Source organism: Arthrobacter sp. 10N418 (assembly GCF_056394725.1).
The window spans coordinates 1-21,239 of the sequence record NZ_JBFTIK010000029.1 but is presented as its reverse complement, the minus strand read 5'-3'; the positions used below and the strand labels follow the sequence as shown (position 1 = coordinate 21,239).

Annotated in this window: 22 protein-coding genes; 10 read left to right on the top strand and 12 right to left on the bottom strand. The window is 61.7% G+C overall.

What is annotated here, in order from left to right; genetic code table 11:
- From AC1DCZ_RS17480 to AC1DCZ_RS17455, 6 genes are read right to left on the bottom strand one after another with little or no spacing between them, the layout of a single operon-like run.
- The gene (locus AC1DCZ_RS17480; protein ID WP_476975720.1) at positions 1-756 is read right to left on the bottom strand and encodes a DUF8175 domain-containg protein; all 756 of its coding nucleotides are present in this window, start codon (positions 754-756) and stop codon (positions 1-3) included.
- A gap of 27 nt (positions 757-783) precedes the next feature.
- Entirely contained in the window at positions 784-1,053 is a 270-nt protein-coding gene (locus AC1DCZ_RS17475; RefSeq protein WP_012623549.1) for a hypothetical protein, read from the bottom strand.
- Positions 1,054-1,064: 11 nt separating this feature from the next.
- A complete protein-coding gene (locus AC1DCZ_RS17470; protein WP_476975719.1) occupies positions 1,065-1,667 on the bottom strand; it encodes a DUF6668 family protein in 603 nt (200 codons plus the stop codon).
- 36 nt (positions 1,668-1,703) lie between these two features.
- Positions 1,704-3,176, bottom strand: coding sequence for a MinD/ParA family ATP-binding protein (locus AC1DCZ_RS17465; protein ID WP_476975718.1), 1,473 nt, complete (start codon positions 3,174-3,176; stop codon positions 1,704-1,706).
- Positions 3,177-3,217: 41 nt separating this feature from the next.
- Complete coding sequence (locus tag AC1DCZ_RS17460; protein WP_476975717.1) at positions 3,218-3,730, bottom strand: hypothetical protein; 513 nt, start codon at positions 3,728-3,730, stop codon at positions 3,218-3,220.
- Entirely contained in the window at positions 3,727-4,806 is a 1,080-nt protein-coding gene (locus AC1DCZ_RS17455; protein WP_476975716.1) for a CHAP domain-containing protein, read from the bottom strand. Before AC1DCZ_RS17455 ends, AC1DCZ_RS17460 begins: the two co-directional genes overlap by 4 nt.
- Positions 4,807-5,061: 255 nt before the next feature.
- Between AC1DCZ_RS17455 and AC1DCZ_RS17450 the strand changes: the two genes are divergently transcribed.
- Positions 5,062-6,135, top strand: coding sequence for an alpha/beta hydrolase family protein (locus AC1DCZ_RS17450; RefSeq protein ID WP_476975715.1), 1,074 nt, complete (start codon positions 5,062-5,064; stop codon positions 6,133-6,135).
- Here the strand turns inward: AC1DCZ_RS17450 and AC1DCZ_RS17445 are convergent.
- The 3 genes from AC1DCZ_RS17445 to AC1DCZ_RS17435 are packed head-to-tail and all read right to left on the bottom strand — an operon-like array spanning position 6,132 to position 7,943.
- Positions 6,132-7,043, bottom strand: coding sequence for a hypothetical protein (locus tag AC1DCZ_RS17445; RefSeq protein WP_476975714.1), 912 nt, complete (start codon positions 7,041-7,043; stop codon positions 6,132-6,134). The two genes, AC1DCZ_RS17450 and AC1DCZ_RS17445, sit on opposite strands and share 4 nt — an antisense overlap.
- A gap of 3 nt (positions 7,044-7,046) precedes the next feature.
- Positions 7,047-7,496: a hypothetical protein gene (locus AC1DCZ_RS17440; RefSeq protein WP_476975713.1), complete on the bottom strand. Its 450-nt coding sequence runs from the start codon at positions 7,494-7,496 to the stop codon at positions 7,047-7,049.
- On the bottom strand, positions 7,497-7,943 hold the full coding sequence (locus AC1DCZ_RS17435; RefSeq protein ID WP_476975712.1) for a hypothetical protein: 447 nt from the start codon (positions 7,941-7,943) through the stop codon (positions 7,497-7,499).
- Between the two features lie 562 nt (positions 7,944-8,505).
- Between AC1DCZ_RS17435 and AC1DCZ_RS17430 the strand changes: the two genes are divergently transcribed.
- From AC1DCZ_RS17430 to AC1DCZ_RS17415, 4 genes are all read left to right on the top strand, one after another.
- On the top strand, positions 8,506-8,709 hold the full coding sequence (locus AC1DCZ_RS17430; RefSeq protein WP_310168150.1) for a hypothetical protein: 204 nt from the start codon (positions 8,506-8,508) through the stop codon (positions 8,707-8,709).
- 353 nt (positions 8,710-9,062) lie between these two features.
- Positions 9,063-10,688: a hypothetical protein gene (locus AC1DCZ_RS17425; protein ID WP_476975711.1), complete on the top strand. Its 1,626-nt coding sequence runs from the start codon at positions 9,063-9,065 to the stop codon at positions 10,686-10,688.
- Between the two features lie 773 nt (positions 10,689-11,461).
- On the top strand, positions 11,462-12,433 hold the full coding sequence (locus AC1DCZ_RS17420; protein WP_476975710.1) for a ParA family protein: 972 nt from the start codon (positions 11,462-11,464) through the stop codon (positions 12,431-12,433).
- Positions 12,430-13,125 carry a hypothetical protein gene (locus AC1DCZ_RS17415; protein ID WP_476975709.1) on the top strand — a complete coding sequence of 232 codons (696 nt, stop codon included), beginning with the start codon at positions 12,430-12,432 and terminating at the stop codon, positions 13,123-13,125. Before AC1DCZ_RS17420 ends, AC1DCZ_RS17415 begins: the two co-directional genes overlap by 4 nt.
- Positions 13,126-13,305: 180 nt before the next feature.
- On the opposite strand, the gene AC1DCZ_RS17410 is transcribed toward AC1DCZ_RS17415, so the two are convergent.
- The 3 genes from AC1DCZ_RS17410 to AC1DCZ_RS17400 all read right to left on the bottom strand — a co-directional run bounded on the left by AC1DCZ_RS17410 (position 13,306) and on the right by AC1DCZ_RS17400 (position 15,686).
- Positions 13,306-13,995 (bottom strand): helicase associated domain-containing protein, encoded by a 690-nt coding sequence (locus AC1DCZ_RS17410; protein ID WP_476975708.1) that lies wholly within the window; start codon positions 13,993-13,995, stop codon positions 13,306-13,308.
- Positions 13,996-14,568, bottom strand: a complete 573-nt coding sequence (locus AC1DCZ_RS17405; RefSeq protein WP_476975707.1) for a recombinase family protein — start codon at positions 14,566-14,568, stop codon at positions 13,996-13,998.
- A 185-nt stretch (positions 14,569-14,753) separates the two neighbouring features.
- Positions 14,754-15,686 (bottom strand): LysR substrate-binding domain-containing protein, encoded by a 933-nt coding sequence (locus AC1DCZ_RS17400; RefSeq protein WP_306971205.1) that lies wholly within the window; start codon positions 15,684-15,686, stop codon positions 14,754-14,756.
- A gap of 123 nt (positions 15,687-15,809) precedes the next feature.
- On the opposite strand from AC1DCZ_RS17400, the gene AC1DCZ_RS17395 reads away from it, so the two are divergent.
- The 5 genes from AC1DCZ_RS17395 to AC1DCZ_RS17375 all read left to right on the top strand — a co-directional run bounded on the left by AC1DCZ_RS17395 (position 15,810) and on the right by AC1DCZ_RS17375 (position 20,486).
- Positions 15,810-16,928: a YeiH family protein gene (locus AC1DCZ_RS17395; RefSeq protein WP_306971204.1), complete on the top strand. Its 1,119-nt coding sequence runs from the start codon at positions 15,810-15,812 to the stop codon at positions 16,926-16,928.
- Between the two features lie 40 nt (positions 16,929-16,968).
- The gene (locus tag AC1DCZ_RS17390; protein WP_476975706.1) at positions 16,969-17,442 is read left to right on the top strand and encodes a universal stress protein; all 474 of its coding nucleotides are present in this window, start codon (positions 16,969-16,971) and stop codon (positions 17,440-17,442) included.
- A gap of 154 nt (positions 17,443-17,596) precedes the next feature.
- A complete protein-coding gene (locus AC1DCZ_RS17385; protein WP_306971202.1) occupies positions 17,597-18,208 on the top strand; it encodes a recombinase family protein in 612 nt (203 codons plus the stop codon).
- Complete coding sequence (locus AC1DCZ_RS17380) at positions 18,205-19,677, top strand: Mu transposase C-terminal domain-containing protein (protein WP_476975705.1); 1,473 nt, start codon at positions 18,205-18,207, stop codon at positions 19,675-19,677. Before AC1DCZ_RS17385 ends, AC1DCZ_RS17380 begins: the two co-directional genes overlap by 4 nt.
- Complete coding sequence (locus AC1DCZ_RS17375; protein WP_476975704.1) at positions 19,674-20,486, top strand: AAA family ATPase; 813 nt, start codon at positions 19,674-19,676, stop codon at positions 20,484-20,486. The genes AC1DCZ_RS17380 and AC1DCZ_RS17375 overlap by 4 nt, the downstream gene beginning before the upstream one ends.
- Positions 20,487-21,239: the final 753 nt, after the last annotated feature.

Sequence of the window (21,239 nt, the reverse complement as noted above, 5' to 3'; positions counted from 1 at the left end):
TCAGACCCCGGACCAGAGGATAAGGCCGCTGAGGTCACTGATTTGGGTTGCTCCCGTGAAGGTGACACCGTCATCTGCGGGCTTCACTTTCCAGTCTCCGTCGATCCAGCGCATGGACACCGTGAGTCGGCCTAGTGCGCCCTTGTCGGTTTCGAAGGCAAGATCGATATTCGCCTCGCTAGGCGAATAGGACCTCATAAGGAATCCACGCACCTGAATAGGTGCACTGGGGGCCGTCGCCTTGGTATCGGCGGCAACTTCACGCATCGCTGCGTCCCTGCCAGTGCCAGGGACAAGCAGTTTGTCAGCGAGCTTCTGCTGCAGCTCGGTGGAGCCGGATGAGCCTAGGGCAGCAACATTCATTGCTGCGTACAAGGCCCCGGTGGGGGAATGCGCAAAGCATGAGCGAAAACCAGTTTCATCGGTTGTGCCCGGTCCGAATGTCTTCGGATCGGAGGGCGTGGCTATGCGCCCCACGAGCTCCCAGCTTGATTTTGGCGCAGTTCCCAGCGTTGTTTCCGAAGAAGCGGGCAGCCCGCAGATGCTCTCGCCAGCTGCAGGTGAAGGGCTGGGACTGGCTGAAACTGCACCGGACTCCACAGGCGCAGGGGCGGGCTGTGCATTGCCCTGTCCTTTGGGGAGCAGGAAGATAACGACGGTTGCTGCGATCAGCGCTACCACCAGCGCGGCAGCGATGATGAACCCGGGTTTGGTGAACGGATTGCTGTCGGTGGTGCTCTCTGTTGACTGGCTCATGGTAAACCTCCCGTTGTTGGTGCTGGCTTAGACGAAGGCGCGGACGATGCCGGCGGCACCGGTGATGATGATGCAGCCCAGGAGTACCCAGCCGAGTTTGCCGATAGCCTGTGCGCCTTCGCCGCGCTGGAGCTGGATCACCATGCCGATGCCGACGATGATGACGCCAAGGACGCCGAGGACCAGGCCGATGCCGGAGGCCCAGTTCAGGACCAGGAGCAGCCCGTCGGCTTCTGCAGGGATGGTCGGAGTGGGGTTGGGGATGACGCCGGTTGCAAGTGCAGAGAAGTAGTTCATGGTGAGACCTTTCAGTGAGTGGTGCTTGATGTGGTTTCGGTAGCCAAGGTTGCTATGTCAGTAATGAAGCGTTGAAATTCGCGAGACGCCGTGGCTGTGGTGTCTCCGATCCGCCAGGCTTCTACCCAGGGCAGGGTCCAGATCCGGGGGGCTCCCCCGCCGACGATGGAGGCAAAGTCACGCAGCGCTTTGGGAGTCTTCCCCGGGGCGTCCGCCAATATGGCAAGGCCGAGCAGGTCAACTTTCGGTGTGGCACCTGACACCCATTGGGTCAGTGCGCTCCTGGCCGCTGTCAGGCCGCGCATGTCTGCGCGGCAGACCAGCAGCACCCGGGGCCTGCTTCCGTCGTGGAGGACGGGCCAGCAGTGATCAGTGACGCGGGCGCCGAGGAGGTCAGCGATTCTGCTTTCACCCGCTCCCCCGTGAGCGCCGATGATACATAACGCGGCGGAACCGGTGATAGTGCGGCTGGCCAGACGGTCTGCTGCGTCAGGTTCGACCATGCCCTTCAGCGGAGCGCTGATAACTGCCGCCGGCGGCGTATAAGCCTCTGTTTCCTCTCCCGCAGTTTCGGCGGCGGGGCTGGTGATCCAAGGGTTCAGGGACTGTTGCATGGGCTCCTCCTTTCGAAAGTCCGGATGGTGAGTGATTCAGAAGCCTTTGGCGACGGCGGCCGCGGCGCCCAGCCACGCCCGCTGGGTGACCGGCTGGAGTGCTTCGTAGCGGATGGGTCCGTTCACCAAGGCCGGGTCGTAGGGAATCCTCACGACTGCCCGGATAAACGGCTCAAAGCCGTCAGCGATCCGCTGGGCCTCTGCCTTGGCCCGCTTCAAGGCATCCCCTGTCATGCTGCGCTTGGCGTCTGTGGATTCAGAGACGATCACGACCGCGTTGCGGGCCAGCTCGGCATCGTGGCCACCACGGGCTTCCAGGGTCTGCAGCGTCAACCGGGCCGCTTCCGCGCGGTCCTCAATGGCGGTAACGGGAACGACGAGCTGGTTGGTGTGGTGGATCATTCGCCGCCAGTTAGCTGCCCGCGCAGTGTTGCCCGAGTCCATGACCACCAACCGGTAGTACCGGGTGAGGACCTGGTGGGCGATGTCGACTTCCTCAGCGGTGACTTCGTGGTCGCCTTCTTCGTTCTCGTCCGAGCGCAGCACGTCGAACTTGTCCGCGGTCTGGTGGTGCACGAACTTGGCAATCTCGGCGGCGTTCGTTGACGGGGAGAGCAGTTCGGTTGAGGAATCGATCAGGTCCAGAACGCTCCGGTCATGGGCGCCCTTTTCCGTCCGCCACCCCAGCGTGCCTTGAGACTCGTTGTTGTCCCACGCCACGGTCGCGGCCCCGCTGTAGCGGGCGAGGATTGCCGAGAGCATGACCACAGTGGGGGTCTTGTTCGCCCCACCCTTGCGGTTGACCACAGCAATGGTCCGGGGACCGGGCCAGTGCTGGCTGACAGTGCGGATATCCTCCCGCTCGGAAAGTTCTTCGGCGGAGGGGTCAATCCGAAAGCCAAGGCGCGTGAGCGCACCCCGCCAGCCCTGAGTAGCCGGTTCCAGGACCGGGGCGATGATAAGGAATGAGGTTTCCTTCAAGCTGCGCCGGGTCGGCGGCTCTTCCTCCGTGACCACTGCCTTCTCCGGCTCCGAGGTGACCAGCGCTGGCGTCGTCTCTGACGCGACGGGATTGGGTGGCCACGGCTGGCGGTCCACCGCGGCGACGGAGGCAGCCGTAGGTTCTGCCGGCGCCGCAACAGGCTCAGGTGCAGGGGCCGGGACGGTATCAATGACGGCCGGAGCTAAGGCTTCCGGCGCGGCTCCCGGTGCTTCTGCCCGGCGTAGGGCGGGTCGTGCCTCGTAGGAGACGGATTCGATCCTGTTGTCCGGGTGCACGATCAGCTCGCCGTGTCCTTCGGGATCCTCGATCTGGACCCTGACCGGACGGTTCAGCGTCTGTGCCTCGCCCACAACCAGGGCCAGGGCGTTGTTGCGAAGATCCTGCAGGGATCCCCCGGCAGGGACGATGCGGGAGTTACCCGCGACGACAACCTCAGCGGTTCCGTTGTCACGGACGATGGCCCTGATGTTGGGAAAGGCCAGGACCTCGGTTGATGTGGTGCTCATAGGCTTCTTCCTTACGTGTGTGAGATGGGGAGTTTCGGCGCTTAGGACGAGGGGGGTGTGAAGCGGTTGACCTTCCACGGGGCTTCCTTGCCCGTCCGGAGCAACTGCACCGTATAGGTCCCGGCGTTGGTCGGAACCGCCGCCATAACCCCGTAGCCGTTGGCTTCATCGACGCTCAGCGCGGCGGGGCCGGTAACGCGATCTGCCGGGATGTTGGCCGGGTCTACAGCCGAGTAATCAGCAGTGGCCTCGGGAGTCAGCCAACGGGCAAGATCGTTGGCCCACTGCTTTTCCTCCACACCAGGGCGGGCAAAATCCGCCATGGCCTTCTGGGCAACGTCCACGGCCGCGTCCTTGCTGGCCTGATCCCAGGTAATGCCGATCGTGGCCGGGACCGTTCCCTCGGGAGCCTGTGGACCGCTGCTGGCGCTCAGCGAAACCGGCGCCGACGGCGTGACTGTGGTGGGTTCAGCCGATGCAGGCGTGGTATTCGCTGCCGGTGCGCACGCGGCGCAGAGCAGGGCTACTGCGATGAGGGCCAGGGACTTCTTCACTTTTTCTCCTCTTGGGTGGGCAGGTACAGGAACGCGGAAGGGACATCGCCGCTGACGGTCCGGGTGTAGTAGTTGTGGTCATCCGGGGGTGGGTTGCCGTTGTAGCCCTCTTCGACGTAGGCTCCGTCGTCCTTGACTTCCTTGACCACGGCGACGTGCCCGTAGGTCGGGTCCGCTCCCCCGGCACCGGGCGCGTACCAGACAACGGCTCCGACCCGGGGAACGGAACCGGTGGGCCAGCCTTTGGCGTCCCAGCCGGCCTTCCACGTCAGTGCCGAGCCAAGGGCCTGACCGTCCGGGCGGAAGTTGCCGTTGAGGAACTTGAACGGTTCGCCGGTGGACCCCATTTGCTGGTTCACCCGCCACAGGGCAAAGTCCACGCATTCGCGGTAGAACATGCCCAGCGGTGATGCGGCGGCAGTGCTAGCTCCGACCTGCATCCAGGTGGGAGAGTCTTTCCACGGGTAGTCATCCCCGGCGCCGGACTTCCCGGGAACGGCGCAGTCGCTGCCTTGCAGTGAGAACTTTCCGTCCGAGAATGCCTGGACGAGCTTCACCGCCTCGGGCCAGTACTTCTGGTAGTGGTACGGGTCTGCGTTGCGCTGGACCTTGTTGCCCGCGAGGGTCGGTTCTAGTAGTTCCCAGCCCTCGACCTTCTGCAGGGCCTTGATGAAGTTCGTGGCGCTGATGGTCGGGTCCATGCGGTCCGTGTAGGAGCCCCACGCGCCGTTGTCGCGCTGCTGGAACAACCCACGGGAGTCAGGGCCCGGTCCGTCGCCGTAGTCCAGGACCCGCAGGCCCGACTCCCCCAGGGACACCATGACGCTGATCACCTGCCCCTTCACGGACAGGTCCAGTGCCTTGCCGGCACCCATGATCGCCGCGGCGTTCTTCAACTGCTCCTCGGTGTAGCCCTCGACCTTGGTGTCAGCATCGATGACAACAGAGACGGCCGGACCGCAGGTGGCGGCAGCTGGCTTCGCGGGGGCGAGAAGCAGGAGCATGGAGAAGATCAGTCCGAAGAACAGCCCGGGGATGGCAATGATGGCCACTAGGCCAAGCGATGTGCGCTGCATTAGATTCGCCCCTCCCCCTTGGACGTCGGCTGGCTCCACCAAAAGGCTACACGCCTGTAGTGAACATGTGCAACGCCTGTAGTGGGCATGAATTGTTCATATAGCAGGGACTAGAGCAACGTTACGATGATTGGGTACCGTTCCTCTTCCTGGCTCGGCGCTGGAGGGTGAGACCTAATGCTGACGACACGGCGCTGCCTGGCCTGCCTCGCGTTCCTTGTACCGGCGGCCGCACTATCTGGATTCGCGGTTGTCATGGCCCGCAAGATCGTTAAACGGGGACCAAAGGACTACCGTCGTGCCGAACTGACAGATGATGGCCGCAGAATGCGCATCGATTTGGACGACTACACCAAAGCCCCGGGCGACTTTGGCGTGTTCGACCCTGTGGCAGAGCGCTACACGAGAGTCGGTGAGATCACGCTGATCGACGAGGATCGAAAATACATTGAGCGGCAGATCCATCCGCTGGACTCCGTGCCGGCGTCCCTGGGGCCCCTGGTCGATTGGACCCCCGATGTGTTCTTCGAACCCTCTGCGGTGGCCGGACAGTTCGAAGAGGTGCACATCAACACCGCCTACGGCGCGGCGCCTGCGTGGCTATTCCAAGGAAAGAAGACAGACACATGGGTAATCCATGTCCATGGCAGCTGGACCGGCCGCTCGATCATGTTCCGGGACGTCCACGCTTTCAGTCCCTTGGGATTTACCTCCTTGGTTCCGTCATTCCGCAGCGACCAGGAGGTCAGTCCACCACAGGCCGAATCGAGCCACCTTGGGCAAACCGAATGGCGTGATGTGGAAAGCGCTGTGGCCTACGCCGTGGCTCATGGAGCGAGGCGAATCATCCTCTCGGGCTGGTCAATGGGTGGGACCATTGCCCTGCTCACAGCGGAGCGCAGCGCCTATCGGGACCGGATCGTCGGGGTCGTCCTGGTAGGGCCGGTCACGAGCTGGCGTAAGACCATCACAGCGGGGGCGGCGCGGGCAGGGGTGCCGGCGGTAGGTGCCGGCCTTGTCATGTCCCTGCTGCAGGCTCCCCCATTCGCGACGATGCTCGGGCTGGAGGAACCGATCAACTTCAATGCACTTGAATGGGTCGACATACCTAACCGGGTGGCAGTCCCGACGCTGGTCTTGCACTCCAGCGCCGATCAAGAGGTTCCCTGGGAGATCTCGGCGGCGTTCCAACGCGCGAATCCTGACACCGTCACCCTGATTCCCCTACCTGAGGCGCATCATACCCAGGAGTGGAATGCCTCGCCTTGTACCTTCACCAACGAACTCACGAGTTGGATCAGCAAAACGATCTTGACTGAGCAGGGCTAGGTCTGCGCGTCTAGCTTGGCCTCAATTTGGCTTATTCTCCCCTGGACAGACTCCGGGAACATCGTCATGTTCCCCCGCTGGTAGTTGTGCAGAACGATGAGGCTTTTGTAGACCCCATTTTCGAGCGTTTCATTGAAAAGGTCCCACGCCGGACTGACTCGGGATTGATCTGCATTGACCCGGATCCTCAACGCAGTAAGCCAGAGCGCATCGATCATCCAGAGCCGCAACTTCGGGAGCTGCTTCGACAGGAAAAGAATCAGCCACCCCGCAGCCGTCACCGAGAGGCCTAAATAGAAAAGGCGGTCAAACCATGATCCGATCGCTTGAGCGAAGGCGTCCCAGTGCGAGAAATAGAACAGCACCACGTACGTAATGTGGCACGAACAAGCCGCCGCAACCACGAGCAGACCCGCTGAGAACGTTGCATACCAGCCCCTCGCCTTGTGCCGAAGCATGTAGATGATCCTGAGCACGGTGAACAACAACGCGAGCATGTACGCGCCGCTGTACGTGGCAGTTGCGAGCTGGTCCATGCGGGAATCAATGAAGTCCGCAGCCGTTGGAGCTTTGTCCTCAATCAGGGCGAAGCTGACAATCATGATGGGAATGCTCAGCAACGGAGCGTAGTAAGTCCATCTGACTGGTACGTTCGCTAACCGCCGCACGCTGTCGTTGAAGAAGAAGATCGCCAGTAGCGCGAAGATGGCTTGAAGCAGGTTCGTCACGTTGACGCCACCGAGGTAGCTGTCGATGACCGCTAGCGGTGTAACCGTTCCCAGGACATAGAGCGCCGCGAGGCCGAACATCGATGCCAGCCACGACGCCCGGGATTCCGCCACCTTCACCACCGAGGGGATCCGAAGGAGGCATAGGGCACTCAGCAGCGCAAAGAGCAACAGTTTCATGGTCTAGCTGAGGAAAGGATCAGGATCGGACGAGCTGCGTGCACGGGTCTTCTTCGACATCTCGAAAGCGAAATCCTCCACCCACCGTTCGACAGGATGATTCGGCACGGACCGGCAGGTGACACTAATTGCGTCCGCGGTTTCCCTCAGCATCTCTTCCGAGAGATCCGGCAGAGCCAGGGGAATCCGAAAGCTCTCCAAGTAGATGTGTCCGAGCTCGTGATAGATGCAGTGAAGTTTGTATTGCCGCGACTTCTGCGGGGGGAAATAGACGTTTATGCGGTCTTCAAATTCGGCTTTGAAGGCCGTCAGCGCGCCCCAGGACTCCTTGTACTCGATCAGATTGATCGGCTTCTCACAGATCATGGTCAAGCGGTCGATAACTTCCTTCATCGACGTCGTGCCGTCTCCGCATAACTCCCGGACCTTTTCCGGGACCGGCGGGAGAGCCATTCACTCGTCGCCTTTCATCGATGCATCGATGATCCTGGTGATCGTCCTCAGTGTTTCTGGCGATGTGGCCCCCAGGTTTCTCGCTGCAAAGTTCTTCACCTTGAGCTTCCGCATCTGCACAAGGAATTCCATGCGCGCTTCTACCTCTGGAGGAGTCTCGCTGTTGAGATCACACAGATAACTGGCGGGTACGGCAAAAACGAACTCTGCTATGCCCTTCAGCAGTTCTTGATCCGTCACCAGGCTGCCGGTGCCATTGATCAAGTAGGACCATCGTGTCCGCGACAGGTGGATTCCGTGGGCGGAAAGTGCTTCTTCGACATGAGGGTAAGTGAGCGCAGTGTTGTTGTCTGCCTCCCAGATATCCACCAGGATACCCATGCGATCCGCCAGCCGCTCCTTCTTCTGTTGCTGCGTAAGAAACACGTTGCGGCCCCCATTTGCCATCTATACAGCTCCTTAGCCAAGCTCAGCCACTTGTGTAGGCCGCCAACACAGAGTAGGCGGGCAGCTGACTCAAAATGTTACCCGATGGCTTCCGGAGGGTACAGGCAGTGAGTTGTGCATGTGCGGAGCATGTATGTAGTCTGTCGCTTGTTTGGTCTTTTGAAGGAGCAATGGGTGCCACCGCGGCAGAACCTGTATATCTACAGGTTCTCTCTTAAACCGAAGTGAGGGTGATGACATGGAGGAATACCGCCCACCCAAGCTGATCGGTAAGAAGGCACCACTGAACTGCCTTGTGCTCCCAGATCAGCATTGCACCGCCTGGAAGGCGACGCAGCGGTACAACATGTCCTTCGGTGAGTATGTCGGTGCTTTGATAGACCGAGCGGAAGGGCGTCCCAACAAGCTTGATGGAATGCAACGGGGGAAACTGCCTATCGAAGAGTCTTAGGACGCCAAAAGCCACACATGCTGAAAAGAGCGACACGCCGAATCGGCATCCCACTTAAGGCAATCGGATTGCTATTGGCTAGTTCTCAGCACCCCGATTTTAGGAGGACCCATGGCACGGATGCATAAGGGCGACCGTCAGACCGTCACATCTAAGATTCCGCGGGCAGATGCGGAGAAGCTCAACAGGGTTGTTGAAATAACGGCCGAAAGTCGTTCTGAGCTGCTCGCACGGCTGCTGCATGACCACCTAAACACCATCGACCTTGATGCTTTGGCCGGCCAGGAGGCTTTGCCGATGGCGAAGGCCAGTTAAAAACTGAAGGCCCGCACTAGGCGGGCCTTCAAAACGTATGCGTTCAGATCCTGTTCTTGGCGGGATGGCGATCTGAACTTTTTCCAACACCCACCCAGTGGGTGGATCTTGTCGTACCACTCCAGTGGAGAGGAACTGGTCCTATCGTACCTGAAGCATCTTCCGCGTCAACGCATGCCCCTTCGCGTGTTTCTTGTCAAGGCACACCGGAACAGGCGTGGATTCTTGCCCCCCTGATTGCTGGCCAGCCAAGTTACCGGCTGGGCCGGTGGATGGGTGACCGCTTCCAGTACCCCCGCCCCAAAGCTGCCCCCGTGATCACCCGGGCGTTGCCTGTGCGGCCAGCTGCGGTCATGCTCCATGGGGCAGATGGCAGTGTCGCCACGCTTTGCCTGGACCTGGACACGTCCAAAGCCCACAAGGAAGTCCTTGACTCAGACGCAGCACGCCTGCGTGACATGCTCACGACGTGCGGTGTGGTCTTTGTGGAGGACTTCTCCCCCAGCGGTGGCCGGCACCTGTACATCCCGCTCCAGGAACGTCTGAGCGCACCGGAGGCACGGGATCTCGTGGAGGCCTTCGCACTGACTGCAGCGAGCCTTGACCCAAGCCCCCACCAGAACGTCACCGACGGATGTATCCGTGTCCCAGGATCCGTCCACAAGACCGGTGGCCACCAAACACTGATCACTCCCCTGTCCCAGGCTTACGACGTGCTGCGGCGCAGAAATCCAGCGTCAGCGATTGATGCCCTCCGCGCTGCGCTGGCTCCTGAACTCGCCCGCAATCGCGCCCGGAAAGCGCGCCAAGCTAAAACGGCCACTCTGCAGAGCAGCACGGCCGCGCAACTGGCCGCCCTGAGTACTGGCAGCGAATCCCCGCTGCGCCGCATCGCACGCACCGGCCTGTACGACACAGCACGCTACAACAGCCCGTCGGAGGCCCGCATGGCCGTGCTCAACCACTTCAGCGCCTGCGGCTGGACCATGGCCCAGGTGCAGAACGAACTGACCGGCCAGTTCCCCGGCCTCGCGGCACTGTACGGCTCGACTGCGAAGCAGAACCGTCTCATTGAGCAGGAGTGGGCCAAGGCTGAATCGTGGACACAGAAAACCAAGTCCCGCGAACGACGGGGAAAAGATGCGTTTATTAACAACACAAGCCCTACTGTTCCCACAGGGGGGGCAGTTACTAAGCCCAGCACAGCTGGGCTTCACCAGCTCGTGAACGATTTGGAGAATGTGCTCTACGCGGTACTTGACCACAGACTTAGAGATCGTGGCCGTGAAGGCCTCAGCCTTCGCTTGCTCATACGCGCACTGCTCGTCTATATGAGGACGAAAGAAACAGACCTTCTGGACGTCGGTTGCCGCACACTGGCCGCAGCAATGGGAAAGCACCATGTCACCGTCGCCAGGCTTCTGCCAATCCTGGCCCGAGCCTCTGACGGGATCCTCACCAAAGTCGCCGACGCCCGCCACAAAGCAGCCGACGTGTATCTCGTTCAGCTACCAGAGCAGTACCAGCAGCTGGCCCGTGAACTCACTTGGCGGAAGGGCAAAATCCATTCGATGCGGCCCGTATTCCGTGCCCTCGGGGACGCATCAGCCCTTGTCTACGAGGCCATCGAGCGCGGCCGCCACTCCCCCACCAGCGCAGAGCTCATCCGAAACACCGGAATCAGCCGCTCAACCGTCGAGAAGGCGCTTACAGCAATGGAAGGCCTGGGGATGATCCGCCGGGACGGCCGGCATTGGAAGATAATCGCCACGGCCAACCTCCGTTCCCTCGCGGAGCGCCTGGGCGTGATGGTGGACTACCAAGCCCACATCAGCCGCAACCGGCGTGAACGGGCTGCCTGGCATGCATACTTGGGCCGATTCCTGGATGTTGCAGTGGGTGAAACCGACCTGTACGACCCTGAGCGGGAAGAACATTGGATACCTCCCGACGACGCAGCCCTGTGGCTGGCAGCTTAGAAAGGGTTTTGTACCCTTCGCTGTAGGGCCTCCAGAACTCGGACTCGCTCTTCCATGGCCGTGACTAGGAAAAAGGCCTGCAAACGGTGGCTCGGTGCGTTTGGGCAGCAGCTGTTCATAGGCGTTGATCGTCGGGACCTGGCGATTGTCTTGCGGGAGCCTGGCGATGACCGCGCCGGGCTCCAAAGGCTGGGCACTGAGTGAGGCTGAGGCACGTTGCACATTCGCTTGAACATGAGAACTGCGATGACGATTCAGACCGGACCCGCCGGCAGGGGATGCTTGAGACATGTCTGCGCTTCGGTCGCGACGGTGTATGCCCAGGTCTCGCGCGCAGCGCGTTGTCGCCGGAGGAAGGTACGCGATCCCACTTTCCCAGCTCTAAAAGTAGGCCATGCTCCGTTTTAGCCGATCCTCTACTCTTCATCTACTGCATTTCTTTACTGTTTCTGTACTGCAGTAGCCAACTGCAGATTAGGCGCGTAAGGACTTCGTGCACTTACTGCGTAGCAACTGCATAGTTACTGTTGTTCAGTTCTATGCGCTTTGCGCTTATATACGCGTTGGGCATCTTTAAGGGCAGTGCAACATAGTTGCGTATGTTTAGCTGCTGCCAAGCTAGTGCAAAAGAGGTGCAACCATAGTATGTATTTACTTGGTTTCAACTGCATACCTACCTGTTCACTAGTGCAAAGTAAGTTCACTAGTGCTGTAGTGCGACACGACAGTGAATGTGCCGCTGTACTGCATTGGCCGCATTTAGTATGTGCCTTATGGATACGGCAACTACTTCTCACACGCTGTCGCCCGCCGTTCAACTGGCGTCGCGACGCACCATCTGCATCTCCAATGGCAAAGGCGGCGTCGGCAAGACGACCGTGACCACAAATCTGGCTGCTCTTCTCGCTGAAGCCGGTTACAAGGTGCTCGTCGTCGACCTAGACTCCCAGGGTGACACGTCCACCAATTTGGGCATCATCAACGATGACCGGTACGACCGCGGCGAAGCACTGGACATTGCAGTCCGGTACGACAAGGTTCCTGTGCCAATCAAGGATGTGCGACCGGGCCTGGATGTCCTCGCCGGCGGCAACCACACAGCGCAGCTCATGGACACGTTCCAGGGAGACGCCTCCCGTCAGGGCAAGATGCGTGGGGGAGTGGCCCGGACCTTGGCGAAGATTGCCCCGAACTACGACATCGTCCTGATCGATACCCCGCCGTCGGAGGCCGGTTGGACCGCCATTGAGGAAGCGATGTTGGCCTCCCGTTGGATTCTGGCGCCTGTGAAGCCTGAGCCGAAGTCTATTCGCGGCCTTGAGTCTTTGGCCCGTCGCATCCTTAGTGTCCAGAATGACAACCCGGCAGTAGCGCTGCTCGGGGTCATCCTCTTTGGCATTCCCACTAACGCTAGGAACGTGGACAAACAAGCCCGCACACTGCTACAGGAGTCCCTGGACGGCATCGCGCCCGTGTTCGAGGGCAGTATCCGAGACGTTGTTGCGGCTGATGCAGACGCCAGCTTCCGTGGTCTCGCTGCACACGAGTTGGCCGCTAGGGCAGCGACCCAGTCACCGTTCTGGGAGCGGCTGCGTAACAAGGGCAAGAGCTCAGATGAACCCCGCATCGCGCAGTCGGCAGGCAACCTCGCCGAGGATTACATGCGACTGACCGAGCAGATTGTCCAGGAGCTCCAGACCCAGGAGGAATCGCTTGACGAGAACCTTGAGGTAGCCGCCACATGAGCCTGCCCTCCAGCCCGGGAAAGATGGATCTCAGCGCCCTCAGCGGCCTGAAAAGGAGAGTGCTGCAACCAGTTCCGCCTGCCTCAGTTGAAGAGGCTCCAGTCGAGGAGTTTCCCGAAACAACGCCTGAACCTGCATTTGAAGCCCCGTCCGTGCGCATAGCTGCGTCGGAGCCTGCGCTTGAGGTTGCGGATCCTGCTGAGGCGCCAGTATCGGATACCGCGGCAGCGGCTTTACCGGTACAGGCCGTGGACCGGTCGGCGCCAGCTGTCGATGTCACACCCCCGCCCCCGGCAAAGATCGAACCCGCCGAAGAGGAACATTCAGGCCACGTAACTCTCTACCTTCCCAAAGACCTGAACCAGTGGCTGGGGGAGCACCATGACAGCACAGGGATCTCGTATCCGGGAATAGTCCTGAACGCGATCAGCTGGGTCGCAGCCGAGAATCGGTTCGGACAGATTTTTGCTCCGGATGACAGCCGGATTCCCGCCAATGACATCTTCGGGCGGGCGCCGGCTGTACCCAAGCTTGCCCGTGGTTCAGTCGAGCCGGAGACGAGACCGCTGCGATTTCGCAAAGACCACATGCGTGTGATCATCAGTCTCGCTCGTACTTGGACGGCTGATAACAGGAATGCGTTTTTCGTCGGAGTTCTCACCGCTTATAGGGGCCAGCAGAACAAGGAGTAACGATCCGGTGCGGCCTCGGTCTTGAACCAACCACGAGTGTTTTGATTGCAGCGTCCCCGGTCGCTCACAGTGTCCGTGGTCGGAAACGACCGTTTGATACCAACTTTCTAAGTTGCGGACGTTGGTGCCGAAAACGGGGGTTTTTAGGCGCTAGCTCTGTTCCAGAACTGGTTGCCGGTATCAAAGCTGGTCGGAATTCGGGTCAGAGGGTTTTTGACGTCGGTTGGTACGGCGGCCGCCTCTTTTGCCGCGGCCCTCCCGCCACCCGGGGACGGCCTCGTTCAGCTTCTTCTCCTTTACAGGGTCCAGCCTGCCGGCGCGGTAGTCGATGCGCTGTCCGTGCAGCCAAACTCCCAGGGTGCGTTCATGGGTGTCGTCGGTTTTTTGATGTCTCGGCCAGTCGCCGTCGGCGGCACGGATTTCTTGCAGTTCCTGCAGCCGCTGCTGCCAGCGTGCCTCGTCGTCGGCCTTTCGTGTTGAGGGCTTGTCCCATCCGGGGATGACTGCCAGGGCCTGGCGGTAGATGGGGGAGAGGGTTTCTTGTGCCGCCTCCCGGCGTCGGTGCACCAGCCACGAACCCAGTGCCCGCTCCCTTGCCGTTTTGCCGTGGGTGACGGGCAGCCTGCCCTCGGATTCGTGGAAGGCGATGACGTCGGCGAGGTTCCGCATGCCCGATTCGGGCGTTCGTCGGGCTGGCGGTGGTAGGGCTGCTTTGTGTTCGTCCCGGATGCCGGGCTCTGCGCGGGCAGCAATTTGTAGGTGGTAGCGGACGGTGGTTTCTGCAACGTCCTCCAGGGCGGCGATCTTTGATGTGGGGATGCCCTTGCGGTACATCAGCACGAACTCCGGGTCAGGGGCGGCGCGTCTCACTCAGGACGCCTCATTGCTTGCCATGCGCAGATAGCGGTAGACGGTGGCCCGGCTGGCGCCGATGATCTTCCCGATGTCAGCAGGCGTTAGCCCTTGAGTTTTTAGGTCGCGGGCACGCTTGACCTTCGCATGGCCGGCGGTGACTTCCCGTCGTCCGGCCTTTCGCCCGTGTTCGGCGGCCGCAGTCATGCCAGCCCTGGTCCGCTCGACCAGCTGATCGCGTTCGAGCTGGGCGAACGCCGACATGACGGTGAGCATGGCCCGGCCCATCGGCCCCGTTGTGCTGATGCCTTCAGTGACGCTCCGGAAGTGCACGCCCCGGCGCTCCAGATCATCGATGAGGGCCAGCAGGTTTCGGGTATTGCGCCCCAGGCGGTCCAGCTTCCAAACAACGACCTCGTCACCGTCCCGCAGGTGTCCGAGCATCATGTCCAGCTCGGGGCGGCTGGCCTTTGATCCGCTGACTCCATGGTCTGTGAAGATCGGGTTGCATCCGGCAGCCTTCAAGGCCGAATGCTGCAGGTCCGAGTTCTGGTCGGCGGTGCTGACTCTGGCATATCCAATTTTCCCCAAGCCGACCCCTTGCTAGCTCATCAAAGGCATTATTTTCTTTTGTTGAGAATAGCCCGGGTGTGATTGTTCGTTCTGATTGGCGGTTAATTCGCAGCTCAGAATGGCGGTTCTGAGGGACCGTTTGTCGCCTTTGGGTGCTTCGGTCCCGGTTTCGTATACCGGGTCATCGGCTGTTTTGGTCCGGTTCAATTCGGAGGGGTTTTGTTGGTCTGGGGAGTGGCGGCGATGGTGACCAGGTCGCGGGCCGGTCCTGCGGGGGGTTTGGCGCCTGAGGCCCAGATCGCGGTCAGGGGTCGGCGGAGTGTGATTCCGGACAGGGGTACGGCGGCCAGCCGGTGCAGGAGGAGGTCATCGCGTACGGCCAGGGCAGAGAGGACGCCGGGGCCGATTCCGGCTGCTATGGCTGTCCGGACGGCTGCGGTGGTGGATAGCTCCACTGCCGGCGCGGGCATCGGTTCTGCCGCCGCAGTGTTGAGAAGGTGTTCGAGTGCTTCGCGTGTGCCGCTGCCGGGCTCCCGTGTCACCAGTGGTGTGCGGGTTAATTCGGCGGGGCTGACCTTGCTGCGGCGCCGGGCCCATGGGTGGTCCGGGGCGGCGACGAGGACCATGCTGTCGTATTGCACGGTTTGCGTCGCAAGATCGTGGGGAAGGTTGGGACTTTCAATGAAACCCAACACGGCCGCCCCCGAACGGACCATGGCAGCCGCTTCGGCGCTGTTCGTCACGCTCAGTCTTACCCGGGCCGGGGTCGAGCCAAGGGCCTGCTGCTGACGGCGCAACCTCACCAACCACTGCGGGAGCAGATGTTCGGCGATGGTCTGGCTGGCCGCCACGTGCAGCTGCCGGGCGCTCTCCGAGCGGATGGAAGCGATCCCGGTGTCCAGGCGTTCGGCTGCGGCCAGGACCTCGGCGGCCCAGCCGGCTACCAGCACGCCGGTGTCCGTCAGGTTTGACCCGCGCGGGGATCGCGTCAGCAGTGTGGATCCGATTTGTGTCTCCAATGCCCTCATCCGTGAGGACGCACCCTGCTGGGACAACCCGAGCAGGGCAGCGGCGGCCGACAGGCTTCCCAGCTCCTGGACGGTGACCAGCATCTCCAACGCCGACAATTCCGGCATTCGCGGACTCAGAATGGCAGGTCCTTCTTCCTTCATTAATACTCAAACATACAAGCGGGGCTTGTGACCCTACAAGTGTATGCCCCCTACTGACGGGACTGCGGGAACGCGAGGATGGGAACCATGCACACACCCACCGGAGCAGACACAGGCACAGGAACCGTGCCCAACCTTCATCGCGCAACGGGGCGGTTCCACCGCCTGCGTTCGGGGACCGCGGCCAGGGTCCCGGGACTGGCCCTGGCTGTGGTGATCGCTGTAGTTGCGACCGTGATTGGCCGTTTCGTTCCGCTGGTGGGCGGCCCGGTCAGCGCCATCGTCATCGGTGTGGCACTGGCCACGCTCATCAAACCCGGAGACCGGCTGCGGCCAGGCATCAACACAGCAGGCAAGTTCATTCTGCAGCTCTCCGTCGTCGTCCTCGGTTCCCAGCTGTCCCTAGCCCAGATCGCCCGAGTCGGTCTGGAATCCCTGCCCGTCATGCTCGGCACCCTGGTGGTCTGCCTGACCGCGGCCTACCTGCTGGGCCGCTGGCTGGGGATCGTTGGGGACCTGCGTACCCTCATCGGCGTCGGCACCGGAATCTGCGGTGCCTCAGCCATTGCAGCGGTCACCCCGGTGATCGGCGCCGTCAGTGTTGACGTTGCCTACGCGATCTCCACGATCTTCCTGTTCAACATCGCCGCCGTCCTGACCTTCCCCCTGATCGGGCACCTGCTGGGCATGAGCCAGCACGCCTTCGGACTCTTTGCCGGCACCGCCGTGAACGACATGTCCTCCGTCGTCGCCACCGCCACGACCTACGGCAGCACCGCCACCAACTTCGCCGTCGTCGTCAAACTCGTCCGCACCCTGATGATCATCCCCATCTGCCTCGGACTCGCCGCCTGGACCGGGCACCGGATCAAAACCGGAACCCGGCTCCCCGCCAGCGGGGTTGCCGAAACAGGACCGGCTCCCCGGGCCCGGGTGAACGTGTTCCGCCTCGTGCCCTGGTTCCTGATCGGATTCCTCCTCATCGCCGCCATCAACACCCTCGGCCTGATCCCCGACGCCGCCCACCCCGGGCTGAGCACACTCTCGGTCTTCCTGATCACTGTCGCCCTCTCGGCCATCGGCCTGTCCACGGATCTGGGTGGATTCCGCCGCGCCGGAATGAAGCCCCTTCTCCTGGGCGCGTTGCTGTGGATCATCGTCACCCTGACCAGCCTCGGACTCCAATACGCCACCGGGCTGAACTAACCACCCCACCTGACGAGCCACCCTTCACCCAGGAGAGACCATGTTTTCCCGCATCCTCGTCGCCATCGACACCACACCCCACAGCGAAGCAATCCTGGAGCAGGCACGCGACCTCGCCGTCGCGACCGGTGCTTCCGTTGAAATCATCCATTTCATCGGCCACGACTGGATCGAAGGCCAGGACCTGACCATGGAGGACCAGTCCAGGTCCCAGGAGCAGGTCAACCACGCCCTGCTGAGCCTGACCGAAGCCGGGATCACCGCCGGGGCGGACCTGGTGGGCGCTGATGCCCGCAGCATCGACAAGCAAATACTGCAACGGGCTCGCACCGGCCCGGACCAGCTCATCATCCTCGGATCCCGCCACCACCACGCCTGGATGGCCCCCCTCGCCACCAGCATCAGCGACCAGATCGCACACCAATCCCCCTGCCCCGTCCTCCTCATACCACAGAACCCGGCACCAGGGACAACCCCTTCCACGAATACTGCAACCGGCGGGTGGAATGAGTAACGCTCCGCTAGTGCCACATATGACCGTATCTGCTACAAACGAGCCAAGTCTTTGAAGAGATTCAATGAACCCCGGATTTTTGTAGCGAAACCTAGTGCCTGTTTCTATGTGCCGGTTCTTCTGACGGTTGACGGGTATTGGTACATTTGAGCGCATGGGACATCTGTTGGGCTATGCCCGGGTATCGACCGGGGATCAGGACGCGGCCCTGCAGCAGGACGCGCTAAAGGCGGCCGGCTGCTACCGGATCTTCACCGACACGGCTTCCGGGTCTCTGGAGTCCCGCCCGGAACTGACCAAGGTCCTGGACCAAATCCGGCCCGGGGACACCCTGGTCGTGTGGAGGCTGGACCGGCTCGGCCGGTCCATCCGGCATCTCATTGACCAGCTGGCCGATCTCCAGGAGCGCGGCATCGGTTTCCGGTCCCTGCAGGAGGCAATCGACACCACATCCTCAGGCGGACGTCTCGTCTTCCACGTGTTCGCCGCCCTTGCCGAATTTGAGCGGGATCTGATCCGTGAACGAACGAACGCAGGGCTTCAGGCAGCGCGGGCTCGCGGGCGCGTTGGAGGCCGGCCTCCGCTGCTGACCAAGGACAAACTCCGGACCGCCCGCCGGATGTATGAGCAGAAGGACATGACCGTCGAGAAAATCGGCGAGGTTCTCGGCGTCAGCCGAACCACCGTTTACCGGGCACTCCGGCGCGAACCAGCCCCTGCTCCAGCACGGCGGCGCTCTACGACAAAACAGAAGACAGTCCGGTGACGGCCGGAGGCAGCGGCACCCTCACCGGGGACACTGCCTCCACGCCTGACCAGACAGCGTTGGTGCGCTGGCAGATCCTGCGCCGGCATACCGAAGAAGGTGTGCCCCTCACTGCGCTTGCCGCACACGAAGGTATCGGGCTGCGGACACTGCAGCGCTGGCACGCGGCCCACAAACGCGACGGCATCGACGGACTCACCACAGCAAACCGCGGGACCACCCAACGCAGGAGCACCCCCGAGCTGGTCGCACTCATTGAAGGCCTGGCCCTGCTGAAACCGCGCCTGCCCGTGGCCACCATCGCCCGCAAAGCCAACCGCGTCGCCGCCAACCACGACTGGCCGCCCCTGTCCTACAGTACGGTCCGCTCCATCACCACGGGCCTTGACCCCGGCATGAGAACACTCGCCCAACAGGGAACGGCCGCCTACCGGGACACCTACGAACTGGCCTGGCGACACCGGGCCGAACGCCCCAATGCCATCTGGCAGACAGACCACACCGAACTGGACATCCTTGTCCTGGACGCAAACCTGAAACCCGGGCGTCCGTGGCTGACCACGATCATGGACGACTACTCACGCGCGATCTGCGGCTACATGCTCTTCCTGGGAGCACCGTCGGCCCTGAACACCGCGCTGGCACTGCGGCAGGGAATCTGGCCCAAGAACGGGGCCGGGTGGCCGATGTGCGGGATCCCCGACATCCTCTACGTCGACCACGGCTCAGACTTCACCAGCAACCACCTGGCCCAAACCGCGAAGGACCTGCACTTCGAGATCACCTACTCAACGGTCGCAAGACCCCAAGGGCGGGGAAAGATCGAACGGTTCTACGGCACCATTAACACGGAACTGCTGACCGAACTGCCCGGACGCCTGGCCCGCGGGCACCCGCAACCGGCGCCGGTACTGACACTCAAGGAGCTGGACACGGCGATCAGCCGTTTCATCTCGGAGGACTACCACCAGCGCGAGCACCCCGAGATCAGGACAACACCGCATGACGCCTGGGTAGGTGACGGCTGGCTGCCCCGGCTCCCGGCATCCATGGACGATCTGAACCTGCTCCTGTTGACCGTCGCCAAACCCCGCATCGTCCACCGCGACGGCGTGCACTTCCAAGGACTCAGATACGTCTCGCCCCTGCTGGCCGCCTACGTCCGCGAACCCGTCGTCGTTCGCTACGACCCGCGGGACATCACCGAGATCCGCGTCTTCCACAAGAACCAGTTCATCTGCAAAGCCGTGGACCCCGACCACGAAACCTCCACCCTTACCCTCAAGGACATCCAGGCCGCACGATCTGCCCGCCGCCGGGAACTGCGCGGACAAATCAACCAGCGCATCGCCGTCGTGGCCCGGCACCTGCCGGACCTGGCATCAGCGAAACCGGCTCCCGCCCCGGTCCCTGACGATCAACCCACACAGCGCCCGAAGCTCCGCACCTACCTGGAGGACGACCGATGACAACACAAAGCTTCATTGCCACCAAAGAGCACCGCCGGTTCGCCGAGTTCGCCGACGCAGTGCGCCGCCAGCACACCATCGGCATCTGCTACGGCCATGCCGGCATCGGAAAGACCCTCTCCGCCAAGCGTTACGCCAACTGGCACAAGGCCGAGAACCTCTTGGAACAGTGGGGTCCCCGGGACGACTCCGACTACCAGATCTACGCGGCCCTGGCCCGAGCACGCACAGTCTTCTACACCCCTGCCGTTCTCACCTCACCCAAACAGATCCACGCCGAACTCGAGCACATCAGCACCCGCGTATCGATCTGCGTGGACCAGCACCTGGAAAAAACCGGCAAGAAAACAGGACCGCACACCCGCACCGGTAAGCATGTCGAGCTCCTCATCATCGACGAATCCGAGCGCCTCAACTCCACCGCCCTGGAACTGCTGCGCGACCGATACGACCGCGACAACATAGCCCTGATCCTCATCGGCATGCCCGGGATTGAAAAATGGTTCAGCCGCTACCCGCAGCTCTACAGCAGGGTCGGTTTCGCCCACGAATACCGCCAACTCGCACAGGAAGAACTGAATTTCGTCCTCGAGCGCCGATGGCACAAACTCGGCCAAACCCTGAACCCCGAAGACTTCACCGATGCCCAGGCCATCGCCGCCGTCGCCCGGATCACCAGAGGGAACTTCCGCCTCATCGACCGGCTCTTCACCCAAATCGAACGGGTCATGAAAATCAATGAACTCAGCACCATCACCGACGACGTCATCGAAGCCGCACGCTCAACCCTCGTCATCGGAATCAGTTAGAACCGCCAAACCGAGCTGCGAAAAAACCGCCATTGCCAACTAACAGTCACAAGCCCGGGTGAGACACATTGTTGAGACGACCCGCCGCTTCCTAAACCGCTAGAAGACAGGGCTTGAAAAAATTTCGACGAGCGACTCCTCCGATCTTGATAAAGGATCCATAGATGAGACGCTAACCCAGCTTTTGGACGAGACTTTGCCAAGCTGATGTGCGGCAGAAAGAACCGGACCCAGTAGTTCAAATTCGTCACTGCATGATCCCTGCCACCTCTCGGAATTGGTTGGTGACCTTGTCGACCAAGGAATCTGGCTCAGCCTCCGGACGCAGGCGGTGTGAGCGTGGCGGATGGCCGAGGTGGGCAGCCAGTGAAACACTCACTCCATGAGCCCATGGTTAGACCGCCAGCAGTCCGGACCACCACCGTCAGTTGCGCCTCCGGTGCATTACGTGGGCGCGTCCACGGCGATTAGGGCTTCGAGGCAGCAGGTGTGGGATTTCATCAAGCCGGCGGAGAACAGTGTTCTCGTCGATCCCGATGTTGTGCGCGCCTTTCGGTCTCCTGGGAGAGAAGGCGAAGGTGAGATCCAAGTCTTCATCTCAGTGTGAGCTGCCGCGGAGTTCTCGGACAGTGGGCCCTCTTAAAATGGGGGTCTACCGAAAGTAGAGATCAGCATGACCGCATCACGGAAGCGATTTACCCAGGAGTTCAAGGACGAGTTGTGCCGCGAGGTGATCACCACGTCCAAGCCGAT